The sequence below is a fragment of the Rhodopila sp. genome (assembly GCF_035548095.1).
In the GTDB taxonomy this organism is placed as follows: Bacteria; Pseudomonadota; Alphaproteobacteria; order Acetobacterales; family Acetobacteraceae; genus Rhodopila.
This window is the reverse complement of sequence record NZ_DASZUV010000015.1, coordinates 48305-71123: the sequence shown is the minus strand read 5'-3', so window position 1 is coordinate 71123 and position 22819 is coordinate 48305. Positions and strand designations below refer to the sequence as shown.

The 22819-nt window shown below is 66.3% G+C and carries 18 protein-coding genes; 11 read left to right on the top strand and 7 right to left on the bottom strand.

What is annotated here, in order from left to right; translation table 11 throughout:
• Nucleotides 1–163: 163 nt before the first annotated feature.
• From acs to VHC04_RS12130, 3 genes are read right to left on the bottom strand one after another with little or no spacing between them, the layout of a single operon-like run.
• The gene (gene acs / locus VHC04_RS12140) at nt 164–2113 is read right to left on the bottom strand and encodes an acetate--CoA ligase (protein WP_325681478.1); all 1950 of its coding nucleotides are present in this window, start codon (nt 2111–2113) and stop codon (nt 164–166) included.
• 13 nt (nt 2114–2126) lie between these two features.
• Nucleotides 2127–2483: a Rieske (2Fe-2S) protein gene (locus tag VHC04_RS12135; RefSeq protein WP_325681475.1), complete on the bottom strand. Its 357-nt coding sequence runs from the start codon at nt 2481–2483 to the stop codon at nt 2127–2129.
• Complete coding sequence (locus VHC04_RS12130; RefSeq protein WP_408903806.1) at nt 2480–2896, bottom strand: EVE domain-containing protein; 417 nt, start codon at nt 2894–2896, stop codon at nt 2480–2482. Before VHC04_RS12130 ends, VHC04_RS12135 begins: the two co-directional genes overlap by 4 nt.
• A 130-nt stretch (nt 2897–3026) precedes the next feature.
• Here VHC04_RS12130 and VHC04_RS12125 point away from each other — a divergent pair, with 130 nt between their 5' ends.
• The 6 genes from VHC04_RS12125 to VHC04_RS12100 all read left to right on the top strand — a co-directional run bounded on the left by VHC04_RS12125 (nt 3027) and on the right by VHC04_RS12100 (nt 8195).
• A complete protein-coding gene (locus VHC04_RS12125) occupies nt 3027–3797 on the top strand; it encodes a heme ABC transporter permease (RefSeq protein ID WP_408903811.1) in 771 nt (256 codons plus the stop codon).
• Nucleotides 3794–3955, top strand: coding sequence for a hypothetical protein (locus VHC04_RS12120; protein WP_325681471.1), 162 nt, complete (start codon nt 3794–3796; stop codon nt 3953–3955). Before VHC04_RS12125 ends, VHC04_RS12120 begins: the two co-directional genes overlap by 4 nt.
• Nucleotides 3952–4449, top strand: coding sequence for a cytochrome c maturation protein CcmE (gene ccmE / locus VHC04_RS12115; RefSeq protein WP_325681469.1), 498 nt, complete (start codon nt 3952–3954; stop codon nt 4447–4449). Before VHC04_RS12120 ends, ccmE begins: the two co-directional genes overlap by 4 nt.
• A gap of 2 nt (nt 4450–4451) precedes the next feature.
• A complete protein-coding gene (locus VHC04_RS12110; protein ID WP_325681467.1) occupies nt 4452–5678 on the top strand; it encodes a UbiH/UbiF/VisC/COQ6 family ubiquinone biosynthesis hydroxylase in 1227 nt (408 codons plus the stop codon).
• Between the two features lie 125 nt (nt 5679–5803).
• Complete coding sequence (locus VHC04_RS12105; protein ID WP_325681465.1) at nt 5804–6583, top strand: HpcH/HpaI aldolase family protein; 780 nt, start codon at nt 5804–5806, stop codon at nt 6581–6583.
• Nucleotides 6584–6671: 88 nt separating this feature from the next.
• The gene (locus VHC04_RS12100) at nt 6672–8195 is read left to right on the top strand and encodes a UxaA family hydrolase (protein ID WP_325681463.1); all 1524 of its coding nucleotides are present in this window, start codon (nt 6672–6674) and stop codon (nt 8193–8195) included.
• A gap of 88 nt (nt 8196–8283) precedes the next feature.
• Here the strand turns inward: VHC04_RS12100 and VHC04_RS12095 are convergent, their stop codons facing one another.
• Nucleotides 8284–11433, bottom strand: coding sequence for an AsmA-like C-terminal region-containing protein (locus VHC04_RS12095; RefSeq protein ID WP_325681461.1), 3150 nt, complete (start codon nt 11431–11433; stop codon nt 8284–8286).
• Between the two features lie 17 nt (nt 11434–11450).
• On the opposite strand from VHC04_RS12095, the gene VHC04_RS12090 reads away from it, so the two are divergent.
• Together VHC04_RS12090 and bcp are read left to right on the top strand one after the other, a co-directional pair.
• Nucleotides 11451–14414 carry a bifunctional [glutamine synthetase] adenylyltransferase/[glutamine synthetase]-adenylyl-L-tyrosine phosphorylase gene (locus VHC04_RS12090; RefSeq protein WP_325681459.1) on the top strand — a complete coding sequence of 988 codons (2964 nt, stop codon included), beginning with the start codon at nt 11451–11453 and terminating at the stop codon, nt 14412–14414.
• A complete protein-coding gene (bcp, locus tag VHC04_RS12085; RefSeq protein WP_325681457.1) occupies nt 14411–14881 on the top strand; it encodes a thioredoxin-dependent thiol peroxidase in 471 nt (156 codons plus the stop codon). The genes VHC04_RS12090 and bcp overlap by 4 nt, the downstream gene beginning before the upstream one ends.
• 45 nt (nt 14882–14926) lie before the next feature.
• On the opposite strand, the gene VHC04_RS12080 is transcribed toward bcp, so the two are convergent.
• On the bottom strand, nt 14927–16828 hold the full coding sequence (locus VHC04_RS12080; RefSeq protein ID WP_408903805.1) for a potassium transporter Kup: 1902 nt from the start codon (nt 16826–16828) through the stop codon (nt 14927–14929).
• Between the two features lie 413 nt (nt 16829–17241).
• The gene (thyX, locus tag VHC04_RS12075; RefSeq protein ID WP_408903810.1) at nt 17242–18186 is read right to left on the bottom strand and encodes an FAD-dependent thymidylate synthase; all 945 of its coding nucleotides are present in this window, start codon (nt 18184–18186) and stop codon (nt 17242–17244) included.
• 252 nt (nt 18187–18438) lie between these two features.
• Here thyX and VHC04_RS12070 point away from each other — a divergent pair, with 252 nt between their 5' ends.
• Nucleotides 18439–19920, top strand: a complete 1482-nt coding sequence (locus VHC04_RS12070; RefSeq protein WP_408903804.1) for a circularly permuted type 2 ATP-grasp protein — start codon at nt 18439–18441, stop codon at nt 19918–19920.
• Nucleotides 19920–20888 carry an alpha-E domain-containing protein gene (locus tag VHC04_RS12065; protein WP_325681455.1) on the top strand — a complete coding sequence of 323 codons (969 nt, stop codon included), beginning with the start codon at nt 19920–19922 and terminating at the stop codon, nt 20886–20888. Before VHC04_RS12070 ends, VHC04_RS12065 begins: the two co-directional genes overlap by 1 nt.
• A 119-nt stretch (nt 20889–21007) precedes the next feature.
• Here VHC04_RS12065 and VHC04_RS12060 read toward each other — a convergent pair whose 3' ends face one another.
• Complete coding sequence (locus VHC04_RS12060; RefSeq protein WP_325681453.1) at nt 21008–22447, bottom strand: MFS transporter; 1440 nt, start codon at nt 22445–22447, stop codon at nt 21008–21010.
• Between the two features lie 167 nt (nt 22448–22614).
• Between VHC04_RS12060 and VHC04_RS12055 the strand changes: the two genes are divergently transcribed.
• Nucleotides 22615–22791 (top strand): hypothetical protein, encoded by a 177-nt coding sequence (locus VHC04_RS12055; RefSeq protein ID WP_325681451.1) that lies wholly within the window; start codon nt 22615–22617, stop codon nt 22789–22791.
• Nucleotides 22792–22819: the final 28 nt, after the last annotated feature.

Genomic DNA, 22819 nt, shown 5'->3' with positions numbered 1-22819 from the left:
CCGCGTCCCCGGCCGCCACCGTATCGTTCCGGCAAAGACGAGAGTGGCGGGCCTTGCGCCGGCCACGTCGAACCCGCCACGTCGAAGAGGAACGACCGACGCCGATCCCGCCTGATACCACAACGCGATCCAGCCGTCTGACCTCTGGCCGGGCGATCGTGCTTCAGCGCACCCGATTATCCACCAGTTCCGTCACCACGCCGGGATCGGCCAGGGTGGAGACATCGCCCAGCCCGTCCGTTTCGTTTGCAGCGATCTTGCGCAGGATGCGGCGCATGATCTTGCCGCTGCGGGTCTTCGGCAGCCCCGGCGCCCATTGGATCGCGTCCGGAGAGGCGATCGGCCCGATCTCCTTCCGTACCCAGGCCACCAGTTCCTTCCGCAGATCCTCGTTCGGCTCCTCGCCGACGTTCAGCGTGACATAGGCGTAGATGCCCTGTCCCTTGAGATCATGCGGGAACCCGACCACCGCCGCCTCGGCGACCTTCGGATGCGCGACCAGCGCGCTTTCGATCTCCGCGGTGCCCATGCGGTGACCCGAGACGTTGATCACGTCATCGACCCGGCCGGTGATCCAGTAATACCCGTCCTCATCCCGCCGGGCACCATCACCGGTGAAATACAGGCCATGGAAGGTCGAGAAGTAGGTCTGCACGAAGCGGGCATGGTCGCCATACACGGTGCGCATCTGGCCAGGCCAGGAATCACGGATGCACAGGTTGCCCTCGGTCGCGCCGTGCAGCTCGTTGCCGTCCCCGTCGACCAGCAACGGCGCCACGCCCGGCAGCGGCAGCGTCGCGGACCCGGGCTTCAGCGCCGTCGCCCCGGGCAGCGGGCTGATCAGGATGCCGCCGGTCTCGGTCTGCCACCAGGTATCGACGACCGGGCAGCGCCGCTCACCCACCACATTGTAGTACCAGAGCCATGCCTCCGGATTGATCGGTTCGCCCACGCTGCCCAGCAGGCGCAGCGACGCGCGGGATGCCTTCTTCACCGGCCCCTCGCCCTCCCGCATCAGCGCGCGGATCGCGGTTGGCGCGGTGTAAAAGATGTTGACCTTGTGCTTGTCGACCACCTGCCAGAACCGGCTGCTGTCGGGGTAGTTCGGAATCCCCTCGAACATCAGCGTGGTCGCGCCGTTCGCCAGCGGTCCATACAGGATGTATGTATGACCGGTGACCCAGCCGACATCGGCGGTGCACCAGTAGATGTCTCCGTCCTTGTAGTCGAACACCAGCTGGTGCGTGTAGCTCGCCCAGACCATGTAGCCACCGGTCGTGTGCAGCACGCCCTTTGGCTTGCCGGTGCTGCCCGAGGTATACAGGATGAACAGCGGGTCTTCCGCGTTCATCGGCTCCGGCGGGCAGGTGGCCGAGGCCGCCGCTATCAGCTTCGTATACTCATGGTCCCGCCCCTCCTGCATCGGCACCGGCGCGCCGGTGACGGGCACCACGATCACGTTCTGGATCGAGGGACATTCCTTCAGCGCGGCGTCGGCATTCGTCTTCAGCGCCACCTTGCGGCCGCCGCGGCGTCCTTCGTCGGCGGTGATCAGCAACCGCGACCCGCAGTCCTGAATGCGGTTCGCCAGGCTTTCGGCCGAGAACCCGCCGAACACGACGGAATGGATGGCACCGATCCGGGCACAGGCGAGCATGGCGACGGCGGCTTCAGGAACCATGGGAAGGTAGACGGTGACCACATCGCCCTTCTTCACGCCCAGCGCCTTCATCGCGTTGGCCAGCCGGCACACCGAGTCATGCAATTCCCTGTAGCTGACATGGCGGCTCACATCGGGGTCATCGCCTTCCCAGATGATCGCCGTGCGGTCTCCGTGCGCCGCGACGTGGCGGTCCAGGCAGGAGACCGTCGCGTTCAGCACGCCGTCCTCGAACCACTTGATCGAGACATCGCCCTTGAACGACGTGTTCTTGATTTTCGTCGGTTCCTTGATCCAGGCGATGCGCTTCATTTCACGCGCCCAGTAGGTGTCCGGGCTGGCGCTGGCCTCCTCGAAGGCCTTGCGGTATCCGGCGGCGTCAAGATGGGCGGATGCAGCAATCTCGGGGCGAACGGGGAAAACCTGCTGCTGGGTTACCTGGTCATCAGCCACGGTACGCTCCCTCTCAGTTGGTTGGTTCAGTATTGTCGTAAACGTAGACGATGCCGTCGCGGATGACGGCTTCGACCCGTTCCAGGAAATCGCCACGACAGGGGCCGGCAATACACTCCCCGGTGTCGATTGTGAACTGAGCGCCGTGCGTCGCACAGACCAGGTAGCGGCGATCGGGCGACAGAAAGCGGTCAGGCGTCCAGTCCAGCGGCGTGCCGATATGCGGGCAGGCGTTCTGATAGACGCGGACCGTGCCGCCCTGGCGGACGGCAACCAGGCCGATGAAGCTGCCCGGTGGCCCTTCGAACCCCTTGGCCTCGCCATCGGCCAAGGCGTCCAGGCTGGTCAGCGCCCTGCCGGCTCCGGTCATTGGGTCAGGCCGCCCATGCGGCAGATACGGTCCCAATGCTGTTTCGATACCGGCATCACCGACAGGCGGGACTGCCGCACCAGCGCCATGTCCGCCAGCGCCGGATCCGCCTTGATCTCCACCAGGGTCACCGGTCTTGGCATCGGCCGCACGGCCTTCATATCCACGCATACCCAGTTGCCGGAGTCCGCGGTCGGATCGGCATAGGCCTCCCGCACCACCTCCACGACACCGACGATCTGCTTGCCGATATTGGAGTGGTAGAAGAACGCCAGATCGCCCTTCTTCATCGCGCTCAGATTCTGTTTCGCCGCATGGTTGCGAACGCCAGTCCACGGCTCGACACCGTTGGCAACCTGCTGGTCCCAGGAAAAGGCATCCGGTTCCGATTTCACGAGCCAGTAATGGGGCACGATCACCTCTGCCGTCTTTGCGCCGGGTCAACCCGTTTCCGGGACCGCTGCGTTAAGGGTCGATACGTTAATGGTCGCACGCTTTCAACCATCTGGCCGATCCGCTATGGCACTCACCATGGACACACCCCTGCAAGCCGCGCCGGTTCGGCCGGGACGGTCGCTGCACCGTTTCGCCAACCCCGGGCGTTTCCTTCGGCTGTCCAAGGTCGTGTTTCCCTGGCTGCTGGCCGGCGGGTGGCTGATCACCCTTGCCGGCCTGGTCTGGGGCTTCGCCTTCGCCCCCGCCGACTGGCAGCAGGGCGACACATCGCGGATCATGTATATCCACGTCCCGGCCGCGTGGCTGGCCTCCGCCGGTTACCTGTCGATCGCGGTATGCAGCGCGATGGGACTGGTCTGGCGGCACCCCTTGGCGGATGTCGCCGCGGCCGAGATCTCGCCGGTCGGGGCGGGTTTCACCGCGCTGTGCCTGGCCACCGGCAGCCTCTGGGGCAAGCCGACCTGGGGCGCCTGGTGGGTCTGGGATGCGCGACTGACCTCCGTGCTGGTGCTGTTCTTCCTGTATCTGGGCCATATCGCCCTGGTGCGCGCCTTCGATGACCCGACGCGCGGGGCGAAGGCGGGGGCGATCCTGGCGCTGGTGGGCGTGGTCAACCTGCCGATCATCAAATTCAGCGTCGACTGGTGGAATACGCTGCACCAGCCGGCCTCGATCGGCCTGACCGGCTCGCCGACCATCGCGCCGTCAATGCTGTGGCCCCTTCTCGTCACCGCGATCGGCTACACATTGCTGTTCGCGGCCCTGTCCATCGCCCGCATGCGTGCGGCGGTGATGGAGCGCCGCATCCGCGCGCTACTGATGGCGCGCGCCGCCACCGATCAGGACGTTTTCGCGTGACCCATCTTGGCTTCGTCGCAACCGCCTACGGCCTGGGCATTGCCGTGCCGCTGGCCTTCACCCTGGCGGCTGTGGCACGGCTACGCTTGGCGACGCGCCGCCTTGCCGCAATCGACCCGCGTCAGAACCGCCGCCTGGCGCATGGAGGGGGAGAATGACGCGCAAGAGCCGCCGCCTGGCCTTGCTGCTGGTCTGTGGCCTGGGCGTCGGTACCGCCACCGCGCTCAGCCTGGCCGCGTTCAGCGACAACCTGGTCTTTTTCGTCACTCCGTCCGATCTGGCCAAGGAAAACCCCGGCACGCGCTCCGTCCGTCTGGGCGGCCTGGTCGAAGCAGGCACGCTGCGGCGATCGTCCGCCGGCGACCCCACCGCACATTTCCGCATCACCGATGGCTCCGCGAGCGTCCCGGTGACCTATCGTGGCCTGCTGCCCGACCTGTTCCGGGAGGGCCAGGGTGTGGTGGCCATGGGCGCGATGCAGCCCGACGGCACGTTCAAGGCTTCCGAGGTGCTGGCCAAGCACGATGAGAACTACATGCCCAAGGAAGTTGCCGACGCGCTGAAAAAGTCCGGCATGTGGAACCCGGCAGAGGGCGCGCCGCCACCTCCCTCCGCCTGGAGCAAGGCCGGTTCCGCAAAGGCCGGGGGCTGATCGTGGCATCGCCGCTGTGCGTCCAGGTCTGCATCATGGGCGCGGGCCCGGTCGGCGGCAGCCTGGCCTGTCGGCTGGCCAGCGCGGGCCTGTCCGTCGCCGTGGTCGACAAGGCGGCCTTGCCGCCGATGGAGCACCCTGCCTTCGACGGCCGCGCCTATGCGATCGCCGCCGGCAGCCGGACCTTGCTGGAACATGCCGGCCTGTGGGACATCCTGCCTGTCCCGCCCCACCCGATCCGCCATATCCGGGTCACCGACGGAAAGGTCGGCCGCCCGGCCTCCCGGTTGCACCTGCACTTCGACTCCCGCGACGCCGGGGAGGATGCCGCCGCGTTCGGCTGGATGATCGAGGCGCGGTCGCTGCGCATCGCCCTGAACGCCGCTTTCCCGCGGCACCCGGCGCTGCACCTGTTCGCCCCGGCCGAGGCAACGGTCGAACGCGGGGCCGATCGGGTGACCGTGCAGCTGGCGGACGGCACGGAAATCCATAGCGAGCTGATCGTCGCGGCCGAGGGCCGGCAATCCCCGCTGCGCGAGCAGGCGGGGATTCCGGTCACGCGCCTGCCGTATGGCCAGAGCGGCATCGTCTGCGCCGTCGCCCATGAACGGCCGCATCATGACCTGGCGCTGGAGCATTTCCTGCCGGCCGGCCCGTTCGCCAGCCTGCCGATGGGTCCCAGCGCGGATGCCCTGCCCGGCGGCGCGCCACATGTCTCCGCCATCGTCTGGAGCGAGGCGGATGCCCGCGCCGCGATGATCATGGCACTGGATGACGCTCGGTTTGCCCGCGAGATCCAGCGACGCCTGGGCGATCACCTGGGACGCGTTCAGCCGGTCGGCCGCCGCTGGACCTATAAACTGTCGGCCATGCTGGCCCATCGCTACACGGACACCCGCCTGGTGCTGGTGGGGGATGCCGCGCACGGCATTCATCCGATCGCCGGACAGGGGCTCAACCTGGGCTTCCAGGACGCCATCGCGCTGGGCGACCTGCTGGTTGCCGCGGCCAGGGCCGAACAGGACCTGGGCGGCGAGGATGTGCTGAAGCGCTACCAGCGCGCGCGCCAGATCGACATCCTGCTGATGCTGGGGCTGACAGACCAGCTCGACCGGTTGTTCAGCAACGACAATCCGGTGTTGCGGCTGGCACGCGATGTCGGCATTGCCGCGGTGGACCGCGCGCGTCCGCTGAAGCGGATGTTCATGCGCCGAGCGATGGGTCTGTAGCCACGCCGCGCGGGTCCGCCACGGCGGGTTCCGGCGGGTCGGACACAGTCTGCCGAACCATTGACCGCCCGTGGGACGGCGCCTAGCGTCGCGCCTCGATTCCTGAAGAGTGAGGAAACCTTCAAATGTCCAACAAGCTCAAGGCGCGGCTGGCCGCGGGCAAGGCGGCCGTCAACGGCTGGTTAGCGATCCCATCGGGATTTTCGGCAGAAGTCATGGCGCAGTGCGGCTGGGACAGCGTGACCGTCGACATGCAGCACGGTGTCCAGGACTACCAGTCGATGGTGCAGTGCTTCCAGGCAATGCAGGCGCACCCTGTGACCCCGATGGTGCGCGTGCCGTGGAATGAGCCGGGCATCATCGGCAAGGTGCTGGATGGCGGCGCCATGGGCGTGATCTGCCCGATGGTCAACAACGCCGCGGAGGCCAAGGCCCTGGCCGATGCGTGCATGTACCCGCCGCTGGGCAAGCGCTCCAACGGCCCGATCCGCGCCGCCATGTATGGTGAGGCCAGCAGCTACCAGGCCACGGCGAACAACGAGATCCTGGTGATCCCGATGATCGAGACCCAGGCCGGCATCGACAATATCGAGGAGATCCTCTCGGTCCCCGGGATCAGCGGCATTTATATCGGCCCGTCCGACATGGGCCTGTCGCTGGGCATGATCCCGATCCTGGACCGTGAGGAGCCGGTGATCCTGGGCATCTATGAAAAGCTGCTGGCGGCCTGCAGGAAGCACGGCAAGTTCGCCGGCCTGCATAACGGCTCCGCGGCCTATGCCGCGCGGATGATCCAGATGGGCTTCCAGCTGACGACCATCGCCAACGATTCCGGCCTGATGGCGAAGGCGGCTCGCGAGGCGGTGCAGGCGACCCGTAAGGCAGCCGGAGACGCCGCCAACTAGGTCACCGACCTGGCAACCGGCGGCGTCGGAGGCTGGCGCCGCCGGTACCTGCAAGAGAGAGACATCACCTGCAAGAGAGACATCCGCCATGGCTCCGCCGCCCGTGATCCGGCTCCATCCCGACGACAGCGTGGTGATCGCCCGCGCCGCCCTGCTGCCCGGCGCACCGATCGGCGACAACCTGGCGGCTACCCAGCGAATTCCCGCCGGACACAAGGTCGCCGTGCGACACATCGCCAAGGGGGAGCCGATCCGCCGCTATGGCCAGATCATCGGCTTTGCCTCGGCCGATATCGTGCCGGGTGAGCACGTACATGTGCAGAACTGTGAAATGGGGGATTTCGCCAAGGATTATGCGTACGGCGTGGACCGGAAGCCGACGGCGATGTTCGATCCACCGGCCACCTTCCAGGGCATTGTGCGCCCCGATGGCCGGGTCGCGACGCGCAACTATATCGGCATCCTGACCAGCGTGAATTGTTCCGCCCATGTCGCCAGCGTCGTCGCCGACATGTTTCGCCGGAACCCGTTCACCGGCGACGACCCGCTGGCGGCCTACCCGAATGTCGATGGCGTCGTCGCGCTGACCCACAAGACCGGCTGCGGCATGACGCAGGATGAGCCGCTGCGCGTTCTGCGCCGCACCTTGGCCGGCTACGCGCGGCATCCGAATTTCTCGCACGTGATCGTCCTCGGCCTCGGGTGCGAGGTGAACCAGATCGGCGGCCTGATGGAGGAGCAGCGCCTGGCCGGCCGCCTGCGCGGGATGGACATTCAGACGATGGGCGGCTCCCGCAAGACCGTCGCCGCCGGCGTGGATTTCGTAAAGGAGGTACTGGCCGAGGCCAACCAGGCATCGCGTGAGACCGTGCCCGCCAGCCACCTGACCGTGGCATTGCAGTGCGGCGGCTCCGACGGGTATTCCGGCGTATCGGCCAATCCCGCCCTGGGCGCCGCCAGTGATTTGCTGGTGCGTCACGGCGGCACGGTGATCCTGTCGGAGACACCGGAGACCTACGGCGCCGAGCATTTGCTGACCCGGCGCGCGATCTCTCCCGCGGTTGGCGGGAAGCTGGTCGACCTGATGGCGTGGTGGGAGGATTATACGAGGCGCGAGGGCGCCGAAATGAACGCCAACCCGTCACCCGGCAACAAGGCCGGCGGCCTGACCACCATCCTGGAAAAGTCGCTGGGTGCCATGGCGAAGGCCGGCAGCACCAACCTTGTCGATGTGGTCGGCTACGCGGAAGAGGTGAAGGCGCGCGGCTTCGTGTTCATGGACACGCCTGGCTACGACCCCGTCGCGGCGACCGGCCAGGTCGCGGGGGGTGCAAACCTGGTATGCTTCACAACCGGCCGCGGCAGCGTGTTCGGCTGCAAGCCGGCCCCCTCCATCAAGCTGGCAACCAATACGCCCATGTATCGGCACATCGAGGACGACATGGACGTGAACTGCGGCACGATCCTGGATGGCGACGAGACGGTGCAGGAATGCGGACAGCGGATTTTCGACCTGATCCTGCGGGTCGCATCCGGCGAACGGACCAAGAGCGAGCAGTTCGACTTCGGCGCAGCCGAGTTCGCGCCGTGGGTACTGGGTGCCACCATGTAGCGTCTCCTGGACCGCCCTCGATCGGTCGGAGTGTCGATCGGACGGAGACAAGCCGGTCTGGCGACAGGGATCGACCTTGGTGGGGCGCCTAACCGCCACCGTCGAACAGACCGCGCAGGAAGCCAGGGGTCAGCACGCTCAACGGGTTGACGGAGATGGACGCATCCCCGAACGGTCCCACCACCGTATAGCGGACAGCGAACAATCCACCGCCCTTCTCGGCGCTGAATATCCGCCCGACGAAAGGAATGCGCCCCAGCGCTGAATTCAACACATAGGCGGGGACGACCGTGCCGGTCAGGTTCATGCGCCCGGCGCCGATATCCACGACACCCTGCGCGGTCAATCCCAGCGAGCTGGAGAACATCCGCGCCTCGTTGATGCTCAGCTGCGTCCGTTCATATCGGAATGGCACGATGATCCGGGATACGCCCATGCCAGGACCGTTCAACAGATCGGCCACGCCGTAGAGGGTGGCGGCCTGGAGAATCCGTCCCAGCAGCGGGACGTTCTCCAGCCTTGCGTCATCGATCTGGGCCTGGCCGCTCAACGGGCGGGTGGGCAGCCGATCATCGTATTCGCCGTTGATTTGCAGGCGCCCGCCGCGGACGGAACTGGTCAGCGCCAGCCCCTGCAGCAGGCTGCCGGCATCCGCGGTCTGTACGCTCAACCGCCGATTGGCGCCCGACTGTGTGATCCGAGCCTGGAAGGGTGCGCCGGGCGACAAGGTCGCGGAGGCATCCAGCCCGCGGAGTTGGGAATCCTGGGTCGTGGCCTGGATGGATGCGCCGTTCGCGGTGATGTTCCGCGCCAGGATCACACGGTCGAGACGCGCCCGGATGATCAGGTCGGGCACATCCGTATTGCGTGGCCGGCCGGGCTCCGACGGGCGTTCCAGTTCCGGCGCCAGGTCCAGCGTTCCGCCGGTCAGTGTCACCTCGGTCGACCCGCGCGCGGGAAGGCGGATCGTGCCCCGCGTATCAGTGCGACCGATCCTCGCGCGGTTGAGCGTCAATGTCCGGACCGACCCGTCGACGATGTCGGCGTTGGCCGCGATCGCGAGGTCGCGCGAATCCGCGGTGATATCCCGGACCGCCTTCAGCACGTCGTGCGTCAGAACCAGCGTGGCAGATGCCTTGCCCGGCGCCGACGCCGGCTTGCTCCAGCCCAGCGGTCTGACCTGCATCGCCGCACTGCCCAGATCGGCGGTTATGGCGACATTGCCGTCACCATTCCGGCGTTCCGTCAGCGCCACGGTCAGGGGCACGTCACCGGAGGTTACGTAGGCATCGACCGGAAACCCGGCGGCGGCGAGTTGCGCGGCGGTCGGTCGGGCCGTCGCATTCACGCGCTGCAGGACTTGCGTCGGCGGGCCGCTGTTGAAATCAAAGAACCCGTCGGCGGTCAACGAAATGCCAGCCAGCACGGCCTGCCCTTTAAGGGTGAGCCCGCCGGGATCCGCGGTGAGGTCGAGGGTACCATCCGTCAGATCGCGACCGGCGACCAGACGTGCCACACGCACCTTCTCCAGACGCGAGGTGACATGAAACTCCACCTGCTCTGCTTGCAGCTTGCTATCCAGCGGGAACGCCAGCGACACATTCGTCGAGGCCGTACCGGATGGATCCTGCAGGTCGATCGGATGCTTGCTCAGGATCTTCAGCCGCGGTTCGCGCAGCAGCGCCAGTGAGCTGGTGATCGGGCCGTCGACACCAAGGGTGATCCTCGCAGACTGGTCAGGCACGGACAGGCCGGTGATTTCCATCTCCCCGTCGCGGATCGCCAGCTCGGCGCCCCCGCGGATGCGCTGACGCCCGCTCGGCATCGTAATGACGAGCTTGTCCGGATTGGCCAGATGCAGGTGCACCTGCGCGTGCTCGATCGGCGGCATCTGGTCCAACCAGGTCAACGTGACATTGGTGGCGTCCACATCCGCGGTCGCCTTGGTCACCGTGACGTCCTTCAGGTCGGCATCGCCCTCGGCCACCAATGCCGCTGTCGCGCGCGGCACCAGGCCCGCCGTTACATTCTCAACGACCCAGCTGCGTGCGCCACGCGCGACGTCCCCCGGCCAGAAGTCCGCAAGATCCGCGACGTCCAGATTTTCGAGGCCGGCGGTGACCGACGCGCTGACCCGCTCGCCCATGCGGTCGATCGTGCCCTTGAGCGAGACCGTGGTCGTGGCATTCTGCCTGCTGGCCCAGACGCGCAGGCTGGCATCATCGATCACCACGCGCTCCGGCACGGCGTGGATGTGCAGGATTCCGCCGCCGATCAGCAGGCTTGCCCGGGCGATCGAAACGCGGCCCGATCCAAGCGACACCGTCGCGGAGCCGCCGAGGAAGGCGAGCTCGTGATCCAGCCGCAAGGTCACATCGGTTGTGGCGGGCGCCTCCACCGCCGACAGGAATGACAGGGCGGGAAATATATCCGCCACCGCGGCGGCTTCGATCGGACCGAGGCTCGCCCCGATATCCCCTATGCCGTTGCGCGGCAGGTTGACGTGCAATGCCAGATCCGCGGTCCGGTCGCCGAGCGTCAGCGGCACATGAGCCGATCCGGCGATTTCGCCACCGGGTTGCCGCTGCAGCAGCAGGTCACGAATATCCGCATGCCAGTTTGTGGCGGGCGCGCCGCCGCGCAGACCCAGCCGGAAATTCCGCAGCCGGACATGGTCCAGCTGGCTCAGCAAGTCGGACCCGAAGAGCATGTCCCGAATGCTTCGCCGGTCAGCCGCGAGCCGCCGCGGCACCTCCGGCGCATCGGCATCCAGCTCGGATGAGAGGCGGAGATCCGGCGAGCCCTCGCGGTCTCGGATCAGCGCGATGTCCCCATCCTCCAGGTCGATCGCGTGCGGCACGAATCGACCCAGCATCAACGGCCCCAGCGCGACGGCAAGGTAGGCATGATCCGCGCTGGCCAGCACATGCGCTTCGGCGTCCGTGACCCGGACCTGGGTCAGACGAATATCAAGCGGCACGCCGACGCCGTGCTGAAAACCCTCCCAACCCAGAAGGGCGCGGTCAAACGACAGATGGACGCCGCCGCGGGTCACCTGGATGCTGTTGCCGTACAACGCCGCGATCCAGGTCAGGTCGATCGACCCGGTGGACAGGCGGAGCGTCAGCGCGGTCAGGCCGATCACGATCGCAAACGATACGCCGATCAGCGCCACGATAAGATAATGAAGCAGCCAGGTACAGTGCCGGACGACGACCCGGCCTGTGCGACGAATCATCTGGAGACTCTTCCGCGATGCCACCCACGGTCTTCACACTGCCACAGCAATGGCCCGGCCCTTACGATGCAAAAGCCGCCGACCTGTTGGTGGAACGGGTCAGCGAACTGGAACCCGCCCATCGCGAACTGCTGAATGATCCAGCCTTCCTGGCAATGATTCGGTCGCTGGGCGGGAATAGTCCGTATCTCGCCGATCTGGCAATCCGCGAATTTCCCGCGGTGGCAAGCCTGGTGGAGGTGGGTCCGGACCCGGTGGTCGACAACGCGCTGGCGGCGCTGCGAACCCTGCCGGCCGACAGCCCTCGCCCAGCGGTCGCGAGCGCCTTGCGGCAGGCGAAGCGCATCGTGGCGCTGTGCACCGGCATCGCCGATATCGGCGGCCTGTGGCCGCTGGAGCGGGTCACCCGAGCGTTGTCCGACCTGGCGCAGGAGGCCCTGTCGCTGTCGATGCGTCATCTGTATGTGCAGGCCCATGCGGCCGGCCAGGTGCGGCTGCCGGATCCCGCCGATCCGGAAACCGGCTGCGGCATCACCATCCTGGCCATGGGAAAACTGGGCGCCTGGGAGCTGAATTATTCGTCCGATATCGATCTGATCGTGATCTATGATCCCACGGCGCCGGCGTTTTCCGTGACGCCGCCCGACGGGATCAGCCGCCTGGCCGTGCGCATGACGCGCGACCTCGTGTCGCTCATGGCCGATCGTGATGCCGGGGGCTATGTGTTCCGGACGGACCTGCGGCTGCGCCCCGATCCCGCGGCGACTCCGCTGGCGATCGCCTTCGATTCGGCGATGACCTACTATGAGAGTCTGGCACAGAACTGGGAACGGGCGGCGATGATCAAGGCCCGTCCCATCGCCGGCGACCTGGCGGTCGGCCAGGAATTCCTGGATGCGCTGCGGCCGTTCGTCTGGCGCCGCGGGCTGGACTTCGCCGCTATCGCCGACATCCATGCCATGAAGCGCCGCATCGACGCCAAGATCGGCACGCGAGGCTTCGGCGACGCACAGGACCCCGTCGCGCTTCTGGCCGGCTGGGACGTGAAGCTGGGGGAAGGCGGTATCCGGGAGATCGAATTCCTGGTGCAGACACTCCAGCTCGTCTGGGGTGGCCGCGATCCAACGGTGCGTGTCCGCGCGACATTCGCGGCGACCGGTGCCCTGGTGCAGGCCGGACACATGACGCAGGAGACGGCCGACGAGCTCAAGATCGCCTATACCTTCCTGCGCCGCGTCGAGCATCGGCTGCAGATGATCAACGACCGCCAGGTGCATGCCTTCCCGAAAGCCGCCGATGAGTTGGAGCGTGTGGCCGTCTTCCTCGGCTTTCCGGACCTTGCCGCTTTGGCGCGGGCGTTCCTGGCTTGTGTCGCATCGGTGCGCGCCCGTTACCAGACCCTGTTCGACCGGGTGCCCGAGCTGGATCTGCCGAACGGGCCCGCGTCCGGGCCGGTGCTTGATTTCGGACCCAGCCAGGACGGCGTGGCCGGAACGGTGGCCACCCTGGAGGCGATGGGCTACCGGGATGCGGAGCATGTGGTGGAACGCGTGCGGGCCTGGCTGGCCGGCCATGTCAGGGCATTGCGGTCGGAGCGCGCACGCGCCCTGATGACGACCATGGTGCCGACCATCCTTTCAAGCCTGAGCCAACAGGCCGATCCTGACGAGACCTTTCGCCGGTTCGATCGCTTCATCGGCGCATTACCATCCGGTGTACAGCCGATGTCCTTGTTCCAGCACAACCCGATGCTGCTGGAACGTGTGGCGACCGTGCTGGGCGCCGCACCGCGCCTGGCGGAGCACCTGGCGCGGTACCCGAGCGCCTTGGAAGGGCTGATCGCAAATGACATCGGCCAGGCGCCGCTGCCGATGCTTCAGTCGCGGCTCGGCACGACGGTAGACCTGCAGGACAGCATCCAGATCATCCGCCGTACCGTGATGGAACAGGACTTCCTGTTGTCCGTCGCCACCCTGGAAGGGCGCATGGACGCCGACGCATCCGGACAGGCCAGGTCGGCCCTGGCGGATGCAACCCTCACCGAACTGATCCCCCGCGTCCTGGCGGATTTCAGCACACGGTATGGCACCGTGCCGGGCGGCGGCATGGCGGTGGTGGCCATGGGCAAGGCCGGGGGGCGGGAAATGATGGCAGGCTCCGACCTCGACCTGCTGTTGATCTACGACCACCCGCCCGATGTTACCGAAAGCACCGGCGCCAGGCCGATGGCCGCAAGCCAGTGGTTCGTGCGGGCCGTGCATGCCTGTATCGCCGCGCTGACGGCGCCTGGACCCGAAGGCCAGATGTACGCAACCGATATGCGGCTGCGGCCGTCCGGCAATAAAGGGCCGGTCGCCGTGTCGTTGAACGGTTTCATCCGCTACCACGCACAGGATGCCTGGACCTGGGAACGGATGGCGCTGACCCGGGCGCGCGTCGTCACCGGGCCGCCGGAGCTGAGTGCGCGGATCACGGAAGCGATCGGCCAGGCGATCCGCCGCGGCGACGATCCGGCGACGATCCGAGCCGACGCCGCCACGATGCGGGCGCGGATGGGACGCGATCATCCTGCCTATGGTGTGTGGGATGTGAAATTGCGACCGGGCGGCCAGGTGGATGTGGAGTTCATCGCCCAGGTCCTGCAGCTCATTCACGCGCCGGCCGATCCGGCACTGTGCAGCCAGACCACGGCGGTCGCGCTGACCCGGCTTCGCGAGGCCGGCTATCTGCCGCCGGAGGATACGGCGATTTTGCTGCAGGCCAACCTGGTCTGGCGCACGATCCAGGAAATCCTGCGCCTGACGGTCGGACGGGTGACGACGGCGGAACTGCCGGCCGCGCCGGCGTGCCTGCTGCGGGAAGCGGTGGCCAGGGCCGGCGTGCCAAGTGTGGACATGCCCGACCTGCTCCGTAAACTCGAGGCCATCGCCCGGCAGGTGCGGGCGATCTTTGTACGCCATGTGGGAGAGCCAGGCGGATGAGCATTGCGGAAGGGGATCCAGCCCCCGATTTCACCCTGCCGGCCTCGGGCGGCCGGACCGTCAGCCTGTCGGCGATGAAGGGGAAGCCCTTCATCCTGTATTTCTACCCCAAGGCGGACACGCCAGGCTGCACCAAGGAGGCCTGCGCCTTCGAGGAGGCCGGCGTGACGCTGGGCAAGATGGGGCTGAACGTGATCGGCGTGTCGCCTGACAAGATGAAGCCGATCGAGACATTCGCCGACAAGTACTCGCTGCGCTTTCCACTCGCCTCCGATGCGGATCACGCGGTGGCCGAGGCCTACGGATGCTGGGTGGAGAAGTCGATGTATGGCCGCAAATACATGGGCATCGACCGCAGCACGTTCCTGATCGACGCCGAGGGCAAGATCGCCAAGGCCTGGCGCAAGGTGAGCGTGACCGGCCATGTGGATGCGGTGCTGAAGGCAGCGCGCGAGCTCGGGGCTTGAGACCGGCCCGCCAGGATCCGCAACCCCCGCGGTGCGGCAACCCGGTCAGATCGTGATCCGTACGCCCAGTTCCACCACACGGTCGCTGGGAATCCGGAAGAATTCGGTCGCCGGCACGGCGTTGCGGGCCATGAACAGGAACAGCATGCGCCGCCACCACGGCAGCTTGGGGGCCAGGCCCGGCACCAGCACCTCGCGGCCGAGGAAATAGCTCGCCTGCGATGCCCGAACGCCGATCCGGTCGGTGAGATCCTCCAGTTCGCGAGGAATGTTCGGACTTTCCATGAAGCCGTAGCGCAGGATCACGCGGTGGATGCCCGGCGCCAGCTCCGATACCTCGGCGCGGCGGTCGGCCGGCACCTCCGGCACGTCCTCGGTCTGCACGGTGACGAACAGCACACTTTCATGCAGGACCTTGTTATGCTTCAGGTTGTGTAGCAGCGAGGTTGGCACATAGTCCGGGTTGCTGGTCATGAAGACGGCGAGCCCCGGCACACGGATGATGCGGGACTGCGGCAGCCGGGCCAGAAACGGCGCCAGCGGCATGCTCGACTGCTTCCAGCGGGACAGCAGAATCTCCCGCCCCTCCTTCCACGACATCATCATCGCGGTCAGGGACACGCCCAGGACCAGCGGCACCCATCCGCCCTCGACGATCTTCACGGTGTTGGCCGAGAAGAAGACCGTATCGATCAGGAACAGCGTGCCGAACACGCCGATTGCCGCGGTCCGCGGCCAGCGGAACTGCCGCCTGAAGACCACCGTCGCCAAAAGAGCCGTGCACATGAACGTGCCGGTCACCGCGATGCCGTACGCCGAAGCCAGAGCGTCCGACGTCTTGAACGACAGGATCAGCAGGATCGATCCGACCGCGAGCGCCACATTGACCTGCGGCACGTAGATCTGCCCCTCTTCCATCGTCGAAGTGTGGCGCACGGTCAGGCGCGGCAGAAAGCCCAGCTGCATGCACTGGCGCGCGAGGGAAAACGAGCCGGAGATTCCGGCCTGGCTGGCGATGACCGTGGCCAGCGTGGCCAGGACGACCATCGGCAGATGCGACCAGTCCGGACCAAGTAGGAAGAACGGGTTCGCGATCGCCGCGGGGTCGTCGATCATCAGCGCACCCTGGCCAAAATAGTTCAGCACCAGGCAGGGCAGCACGAAGAACGTCCAGGCCACGCGTATCCGCCAGGCGCCGAAATGCCCCATGTCCGCGTAGAGCGCCTCGGCCCCGGTGACACACAGCACGACCGCACCCAGAACGAAGAAGGCCATTCCCTTGTAGTGAATGACCAGATTGACGGCATAGGCCGGGGACACCGCCAGCAGGACGTAAGGGTGCCCCAGGATCTCAACGAGCCCCAGCAGGCCGATCGAGGTGAACCACATCAGCATGATGGGCCCGAAGACCCGGCCGACCCGGCCAGTGCCATGATATTGCATGGTAAACAGGCAGGCGATCACGATCACGGCCAAAGGCAGCACGTAGGGCTGCAGCTCCGGTGCCGAGACCTCCAGCCCTTCCAGCGCCGACAGGACCGAGATTGCGGGCGTGATGGTACCGTCACCGAAGAACAGACAGGTGCCGACGATGCCGACGAAGGCGATCGCGCTCTTGATGCCGCGGCCGACCGACACCCGCTGCGCCAGCGCCATCAGGGCCAGGATGCCACCTTCGCCGCGGTTATCCGCGCGCATGACGAGCATCACGTATTTGACCGTGACGATGATCACCAGCGACCAGAAGATCAGCGACAGAACCCCCATGATCTCGGTGGTCGTGGTTTTCGCCAGATCAAACAGGACCAGGCTGGTCTTGAACGCATAGAGCGGGCTGGTGCCGATGTCGCCGTAGACGACACCCAGGACCGCCAGCAACATGCCGACCCCCGCTTTGGGCTTCGGATGGGCAGGCGCGGGTTCCTCGCTCAAAATGGGCGACCTCATGGATCGTTCGCGGCGTGCGGCGGGTGCTTAGACTGGTGCGGGCGGATCAGCAAGCACGCTGACGCCCCTGCCCCGGGAACAAGGCAGCGGCGGCGGCGGTCCAGGGGATCGGGTGCGGGAACCAGGGAACGGTCAGCCCAAGATGATCTCCACCCGATGATCTCCACCCGATGATCTCCACCCGGCGCTTCCCCGCACGCCTGGCCCGGGGGACCGGAAGACGGGTATCGCGGAATCCGCGGATCGGGATCTCCTGCTTCGGCACACCGTCCCGCACCGCCTCCGCGGCAACCATCTCGGCGCGGCGGACCGACAGGCCCATATTGTATTGCGGCGTGTGAATCACGCTCTTGGATCAAAGAGTGACAAAACATGACAGGGTCAGCCCGACCGCTACCATGCTTTAGCGGCGGTCACCGGCCGTGCTGATGTTCCGCGGCGCGTGCGTCCAGCACCGACTGGGAAAATTCCGTCCATTCCCGCCTGCTCATGCCGCTGGTCTCCTGCGTCACCGTCTCGCCGGCCAGCATCCGCCGCAGCACCGCCAGCATCTGCGCCGACAGGGTGACTGCGCCCAGACGGTAATCCCGGAAGGCCTGCGCCGCCGCCGGCACCCAGGCATCAACCATCGTCATCATCGCCTCGGCATAGACGCGGATCTCATATTGCGCATGCGAATCGGCACGCAGCGACAGGAAGTGGAACAGGTTGTGCAGGTTCGTCTTCCAGTACCACTGCGTATAGGTATTCAAGGTCAGGTTCATCCGCGCGAGTTCGCGGGCCAGCCCCTGGCGGGCAGGATCGGTCTCATCCTCATTCAGCATCGCCGCGTAATGAGCGTAGCAACGCTCCGCATCGTCGCGCAGCATCGCCAGCACGCCCGCGGCTTCCTCTCCTTCCAGCACAGCGCCGCGACCCTGGCGGTTGACCGTGGACTGGGCGGCTAGTTGTTGTTGTTCCGGAATATAGAACTCGCGGTCCAGGATGGAGTAGCGGGCCGAATACTCGTTCACATTGGCAGTACGGTGGCGGATCCATTGCCGGGCCACGAAAATCGGCAGCTTGACGTGGAATTTGATCTCACACATCTCGAACGGCGTCGTGTGCCGGTGTCGCATCAGGTAGCGGATCAGGCCGGTATCCTCCTGCACCCGTTTCGTGCCGCGGCCGTAGGACACGCGAGCGGCCTGCACGATCGCGGCATCGTCGCCCATGTAATCGATCACCCGGACGAAGCCATGGTCCAGCACATGGACGGGCTGGTGCAGCATCGCCTCCAGCGCCGGAACGGTCGGGCGGATGGTCGGCTGGATGGCCGATCGCGCCTCGGCGATGGCGGCTTGCTGAGCGGGCGCCAAGGTAGCGCGGGTTGGCGCGGCGTGGGCTGGGTCTGTCACCTTCGGCCTCCGGCGAATGGGTGGCGATGGATAGCGCCCGAGCGGGGTCGGGGCAAAGCCTGGACGCGCCAACCCGCGTCATCCGACGCGACAAGCGAACCGCGCGTCATCCGACGCGACAAGCGAACCGCGCGTCATCCAATCCGGCGACAAATCGGCTTCCCCCGCCGATCGTTTGAAGTCATCATCGTGCGGTGCAATATGGAGAGCCGCATGGCGGTCGGGGCGAGCCAGTCGCAGAGCCAGTCGTCGCTGCAACCGCACGGGGTGATGCAAGGATACGATCCCGGTCCCTTCTTCTGTGAGATGCTGCGGCAGGGCTCCGACCCCGACCCGTCACTGACCCTGTTGCTCTCCCGCCTCGCCGCGCTCCCGATCGAGTCGCTGCGCCAGCGCGCCACCGAGGCGGAGCGGGACTTGCTGGAACGCGGCATCACCTTCACCGTCTATTCGGACGCGACGGCGATCGACCGCATCCTGCCTTTCGACCTGATTCCCAGGGTGATCACGGCACAGGAATGGGCACAGCTGGAAACCGGGGTGATCCAACGTGTACGGGCGCTGAACATGTTCCTGTACGATATCTATCACGAGCGGACAATCCTGAAGGACGGGATCGTCCCCGAGCAGCTGGTGCTGGGGAATTCCGGCTATTGCGAGGCCATGGTCGGCTTCGACGTACCGTTCAATACTTATGTCCATATCTGCGGCACCGATATCGTGCGCGACGAAGAGGGCACCTTCCGCGTGCTGGAGGACAATGCCAGGACCCCCTCCGGCGTGGCCTATGTGGTCGAGAACCGGCACATGAGCATGCGGGTATTCTCCGACCTGATGACCGGCCTGCGGGTCCGCAGCGTGGATGAGTACGGGCTGCGCCTGCACAATGCGATGGCTGACATCGCGCCTGCGGGCGTGGCCGATCCCCAGGTGGTGGTGCTGTCGCCCGGTATCTTCAACTCGGCCTATTTCGAGCACGTTTTCCTGGCGCGGGAGATGGGCATTCCGCTGGTGGAAGGCCGCGATCTGACCGTGGAGAACGGCAAGGTCTGGATGCATACCACCGCCGGACAGGCGCCGGTGCACACGATCTACCGGCGCATCGGCGATGATTTCCTGGACCCCGACATGTTCAACCCGGACAGCATGCTGGGTGTGCGCGGACTGATCGAGGCCTGGCGCAAGGGCAATGTGGCCATTGCCAATGCTGTCGGCACCGGCGTCGCGGACGACAAGGCGATCTATGCCTATATGCCGCGCATCATCAAATACTACCTGTCGGAAGAGCCGATCCTGCCGAACGTCGATACGCGGATCTGCGCCGAACCGGACGCGCTGGCCTATACGCTGGACCATCTGCATGAACTGGTGGTGAAGCCGGTGGCCGAGTCCGGCGGCTATGGCCTGCTGATCGGCCCGCACGCCAGCAAGGCGCAACTGGAGGAATTCCGGACGCTGCTGAAGGCCGATCCGTCGAACTATATCAGCCAGCCGACGCTGAAGCTGTCGGTCTCCCCCACTCTGACCGAGGACGGCGTGCGGCCGCGGCATATCGATCTGCGGCCCTTCGCCGTCACCGGCAAGGACACCTGGGTACTGCCCGGCGGGTTGACACGCGTTGCCCTGCGGGCGGGGACGCTGGTGGTGAACTCGTCGCAAGGCGGCGGGTCCAAGGATACGTGGGTGCTGGCCTGATGGATACCCTGCCGAAACAGCGCGCCATCCACCTGATCGCGCGGCACGCGGAATCGACGCTATGGCTGGCGCGCTACATGGAGCGGATCGAGAACACGGCCCGTATCCTGGACGTGACCAATACCTTCGCGCGCGATGCCGACGATACGCAGAACTGGCTGTCGATTCCGCGCATCAACGGCGACCTGCGGGAGTTCACCAGGAAGCATCCGCAGGCGACACAGCGCAGCGTGGGCGAATTCTATCTGCTGGACAGCGAGAACCCCAGCTCCGTCCAGTCCTGCATCGCCTGCGCGCGCGAGAACGCGCGGACCCTGCGGGCATTGATCTCCACCGAGATGTGGCTGCAAATCAATGTATTCCACGGCTACATCAAGGCGCTGACCCCGTCCTCGATCACCGCGGATCATTTCACCAATGTCTGCGCGACGCTGAAGGAAGGCACGCAGGAGCATACCGGCGTGACGGAGGGCACGTTCTACCGCGACCAGGCCTGGCATTTCTACATGATCGGCCGGTCGCTTGAACGGGCCGATCAGACAACACGGCTGCTGGACACGCGCTTTCATTCACTGGCACCGCAATTCACCGCCAGTGACGCGGATCTGGATGCCGGGCACTGGAATGCGCTGCTGCGCGCCGCGGCGGGATATCACGCCTATCGGCGGGAGCATCCAAACGGCTACGTACCCATGGAAGTCGCCGGCTTCCTGCTGGCGAACACGGCTTTCCCCCGTTCCGTTGGACTGAACCTGGGGCAGATCGGGTGGCACATGACACAGTTGCGGACCCGGTATGGGTTGCGGCGGCTGTCCAAGGCGCTGGAGCGGCTGGAGGATCTGAACGCCGCCATGACCTATCCGAATGTGCTGCAACTCGGCGCCGACAAGCTGTCTCCGTTCCTGGATTTCGTGCAGGGGCAGATCGCCGGCCTGCACGGCGACGTGGTCGAGACGCTGGGGTTGTAGGCGCGGGCGTACGTCGCCCGGCGGAGTAGCATTTTCGTTTGCCCATCGAAAGGCGGCGGCGCGCTGAACGGTACCTTCGGCAGCACGCAACCGCCGACGGATCCCTGGCTCGCCGTGCCCTACCGGCGATGCCCCGACAATTCCTCGCCCGCCTCGGGCGGCAACCGTGTCGCGAACAGCGGCGCCAGGAATGACACCGCCGAAACGAACAGGAACGCCGTCGAGAAATCACTCAACTGCGGCTCCCCATGGCCCGCCACCGCCATCGATGCGGCCAGCGCCGCGGCCGATATCGCGATGCCCAAGGTCAGCGCCATCTGCTGGAACGTCGTATAGAAGCTGGTCGCCGCGCTCATGTCCTCGCGCGACACATCGGCATAGGCGATGGTGTTGTACGCCATGAACTGCAGCGACTGGAAGAACCCGTTGGCCAGCAAGACGGCGTAGATCACGGGAAGCGGCCACCACGGCCGAAACGCCGCGCTGGCGGCCAGCAAGACCGTCGCCAGCGCGCCGATCCAGGTCAGCACCACCTTGAAGCCCAACCGGCGCAGGAACCAGGGCGCGCAAGCGCGCATCAACAGGGACCCGACCGCGCCGATGAAAGTGACCATGCCGCTTTGCGCCGCAGACAGGCCAAAGCCCAGCTGCAGCATCATCGGCAGCAGGAACGGCATCGCCCCCACCGCGATACGCGACAGCGATCCGCACATCCAGGACATGCGGAACGTGGTGACCCGCAGCAACCGGAAATCCAGCATCGGCCGCTCCACCCGTCGCGCATGCAGCCCATACAGTCCCGCCGAGGCGGCCCCAAGCCCGATCACGGCGGCAACCAGCCATCGGGCGCCGATGCCGCGGCTGGCCACCTCGATCCCGAACATCAGGCAGGACAGCGACAACCCGGCCAGCACCAGCCCGCGCAGATCGAACTTCTGGCGTGCCGGCTCCTTCATCTCATCGATGAAGATGGTCACCAGGATCATGCCCAGAACGCCGATCGGCACGTTGATGTAGAAGATCCAGTGCCAGGACAGATAGGTCACCAGGAAGCCGCCGACCGGCGGGCCGACGATCGGGCCGATGGTCGCCGGGATCATCAGCCAGGCCATCGACCGGACCAGTTCCGCTTTCGAGACCACCCGCAGCATCACCAGCCGCCCGACCGGCGACATCATCGCGCCGCCCGCACCCTGCACCATGCGTGCAAGCACCAGCGCCCACAGCGTCGGCGCCAGGGCACAGGCGACCGAGCCGGCCGTGAACAACCCGATCGCCGCGCGGAACACGGATCGCGCGCCGAACCGGTCGGCAATCCGCCCGCTGGCGGGAATGAACATGGCGAGCGTCAGCAGATAGGCTGTCAGCGCCACGTTCATGTGCAACGGATCGGCGTTGAAGCTGCGCGCCATCGCCGGCAGCGCCGTCGCCAGCACCGTCCCGTCGAGCTGTTCCATGAACATGGCGGAGGCGACGATCAGCAGGACGGTGCGAGGCGTGGCCCGCGGCGGAGCCGCTTTCGGCTGGGCAATGTCCGCAACCGCCCCGTCGGACACCATCCGTTCTGCCTCGCCTCGCCGTTCGTCGAAACCTCATCCATACGCAGCACGGCTCCCGCCGGCCACTTCGCGAAACGCCACGCTGCCAGGACGTGACAGCAAGACGGTCCATCCCGGCGCCGAATGTGCGATACTGGTTGCCAATTTGTCAGCGAGGAGACACATCCATGCTCGCCGTCGGCTGCCTCATTCCATTCGTCCTGCTGGCCGCCGGCGCGGCCTATGGCAGTTATGCCGGCGGCAATGCGGGGGGATACTGGGGTGCCGGAGCTGGCCTGGGCGCGGGGTTGCTACTCGTCGGCATCGCCCTGGCGTTGCTGAACCGCGACCGCGGCGGCAACTGAATGCGGCGGCATCGCGGGATTGCCAAGC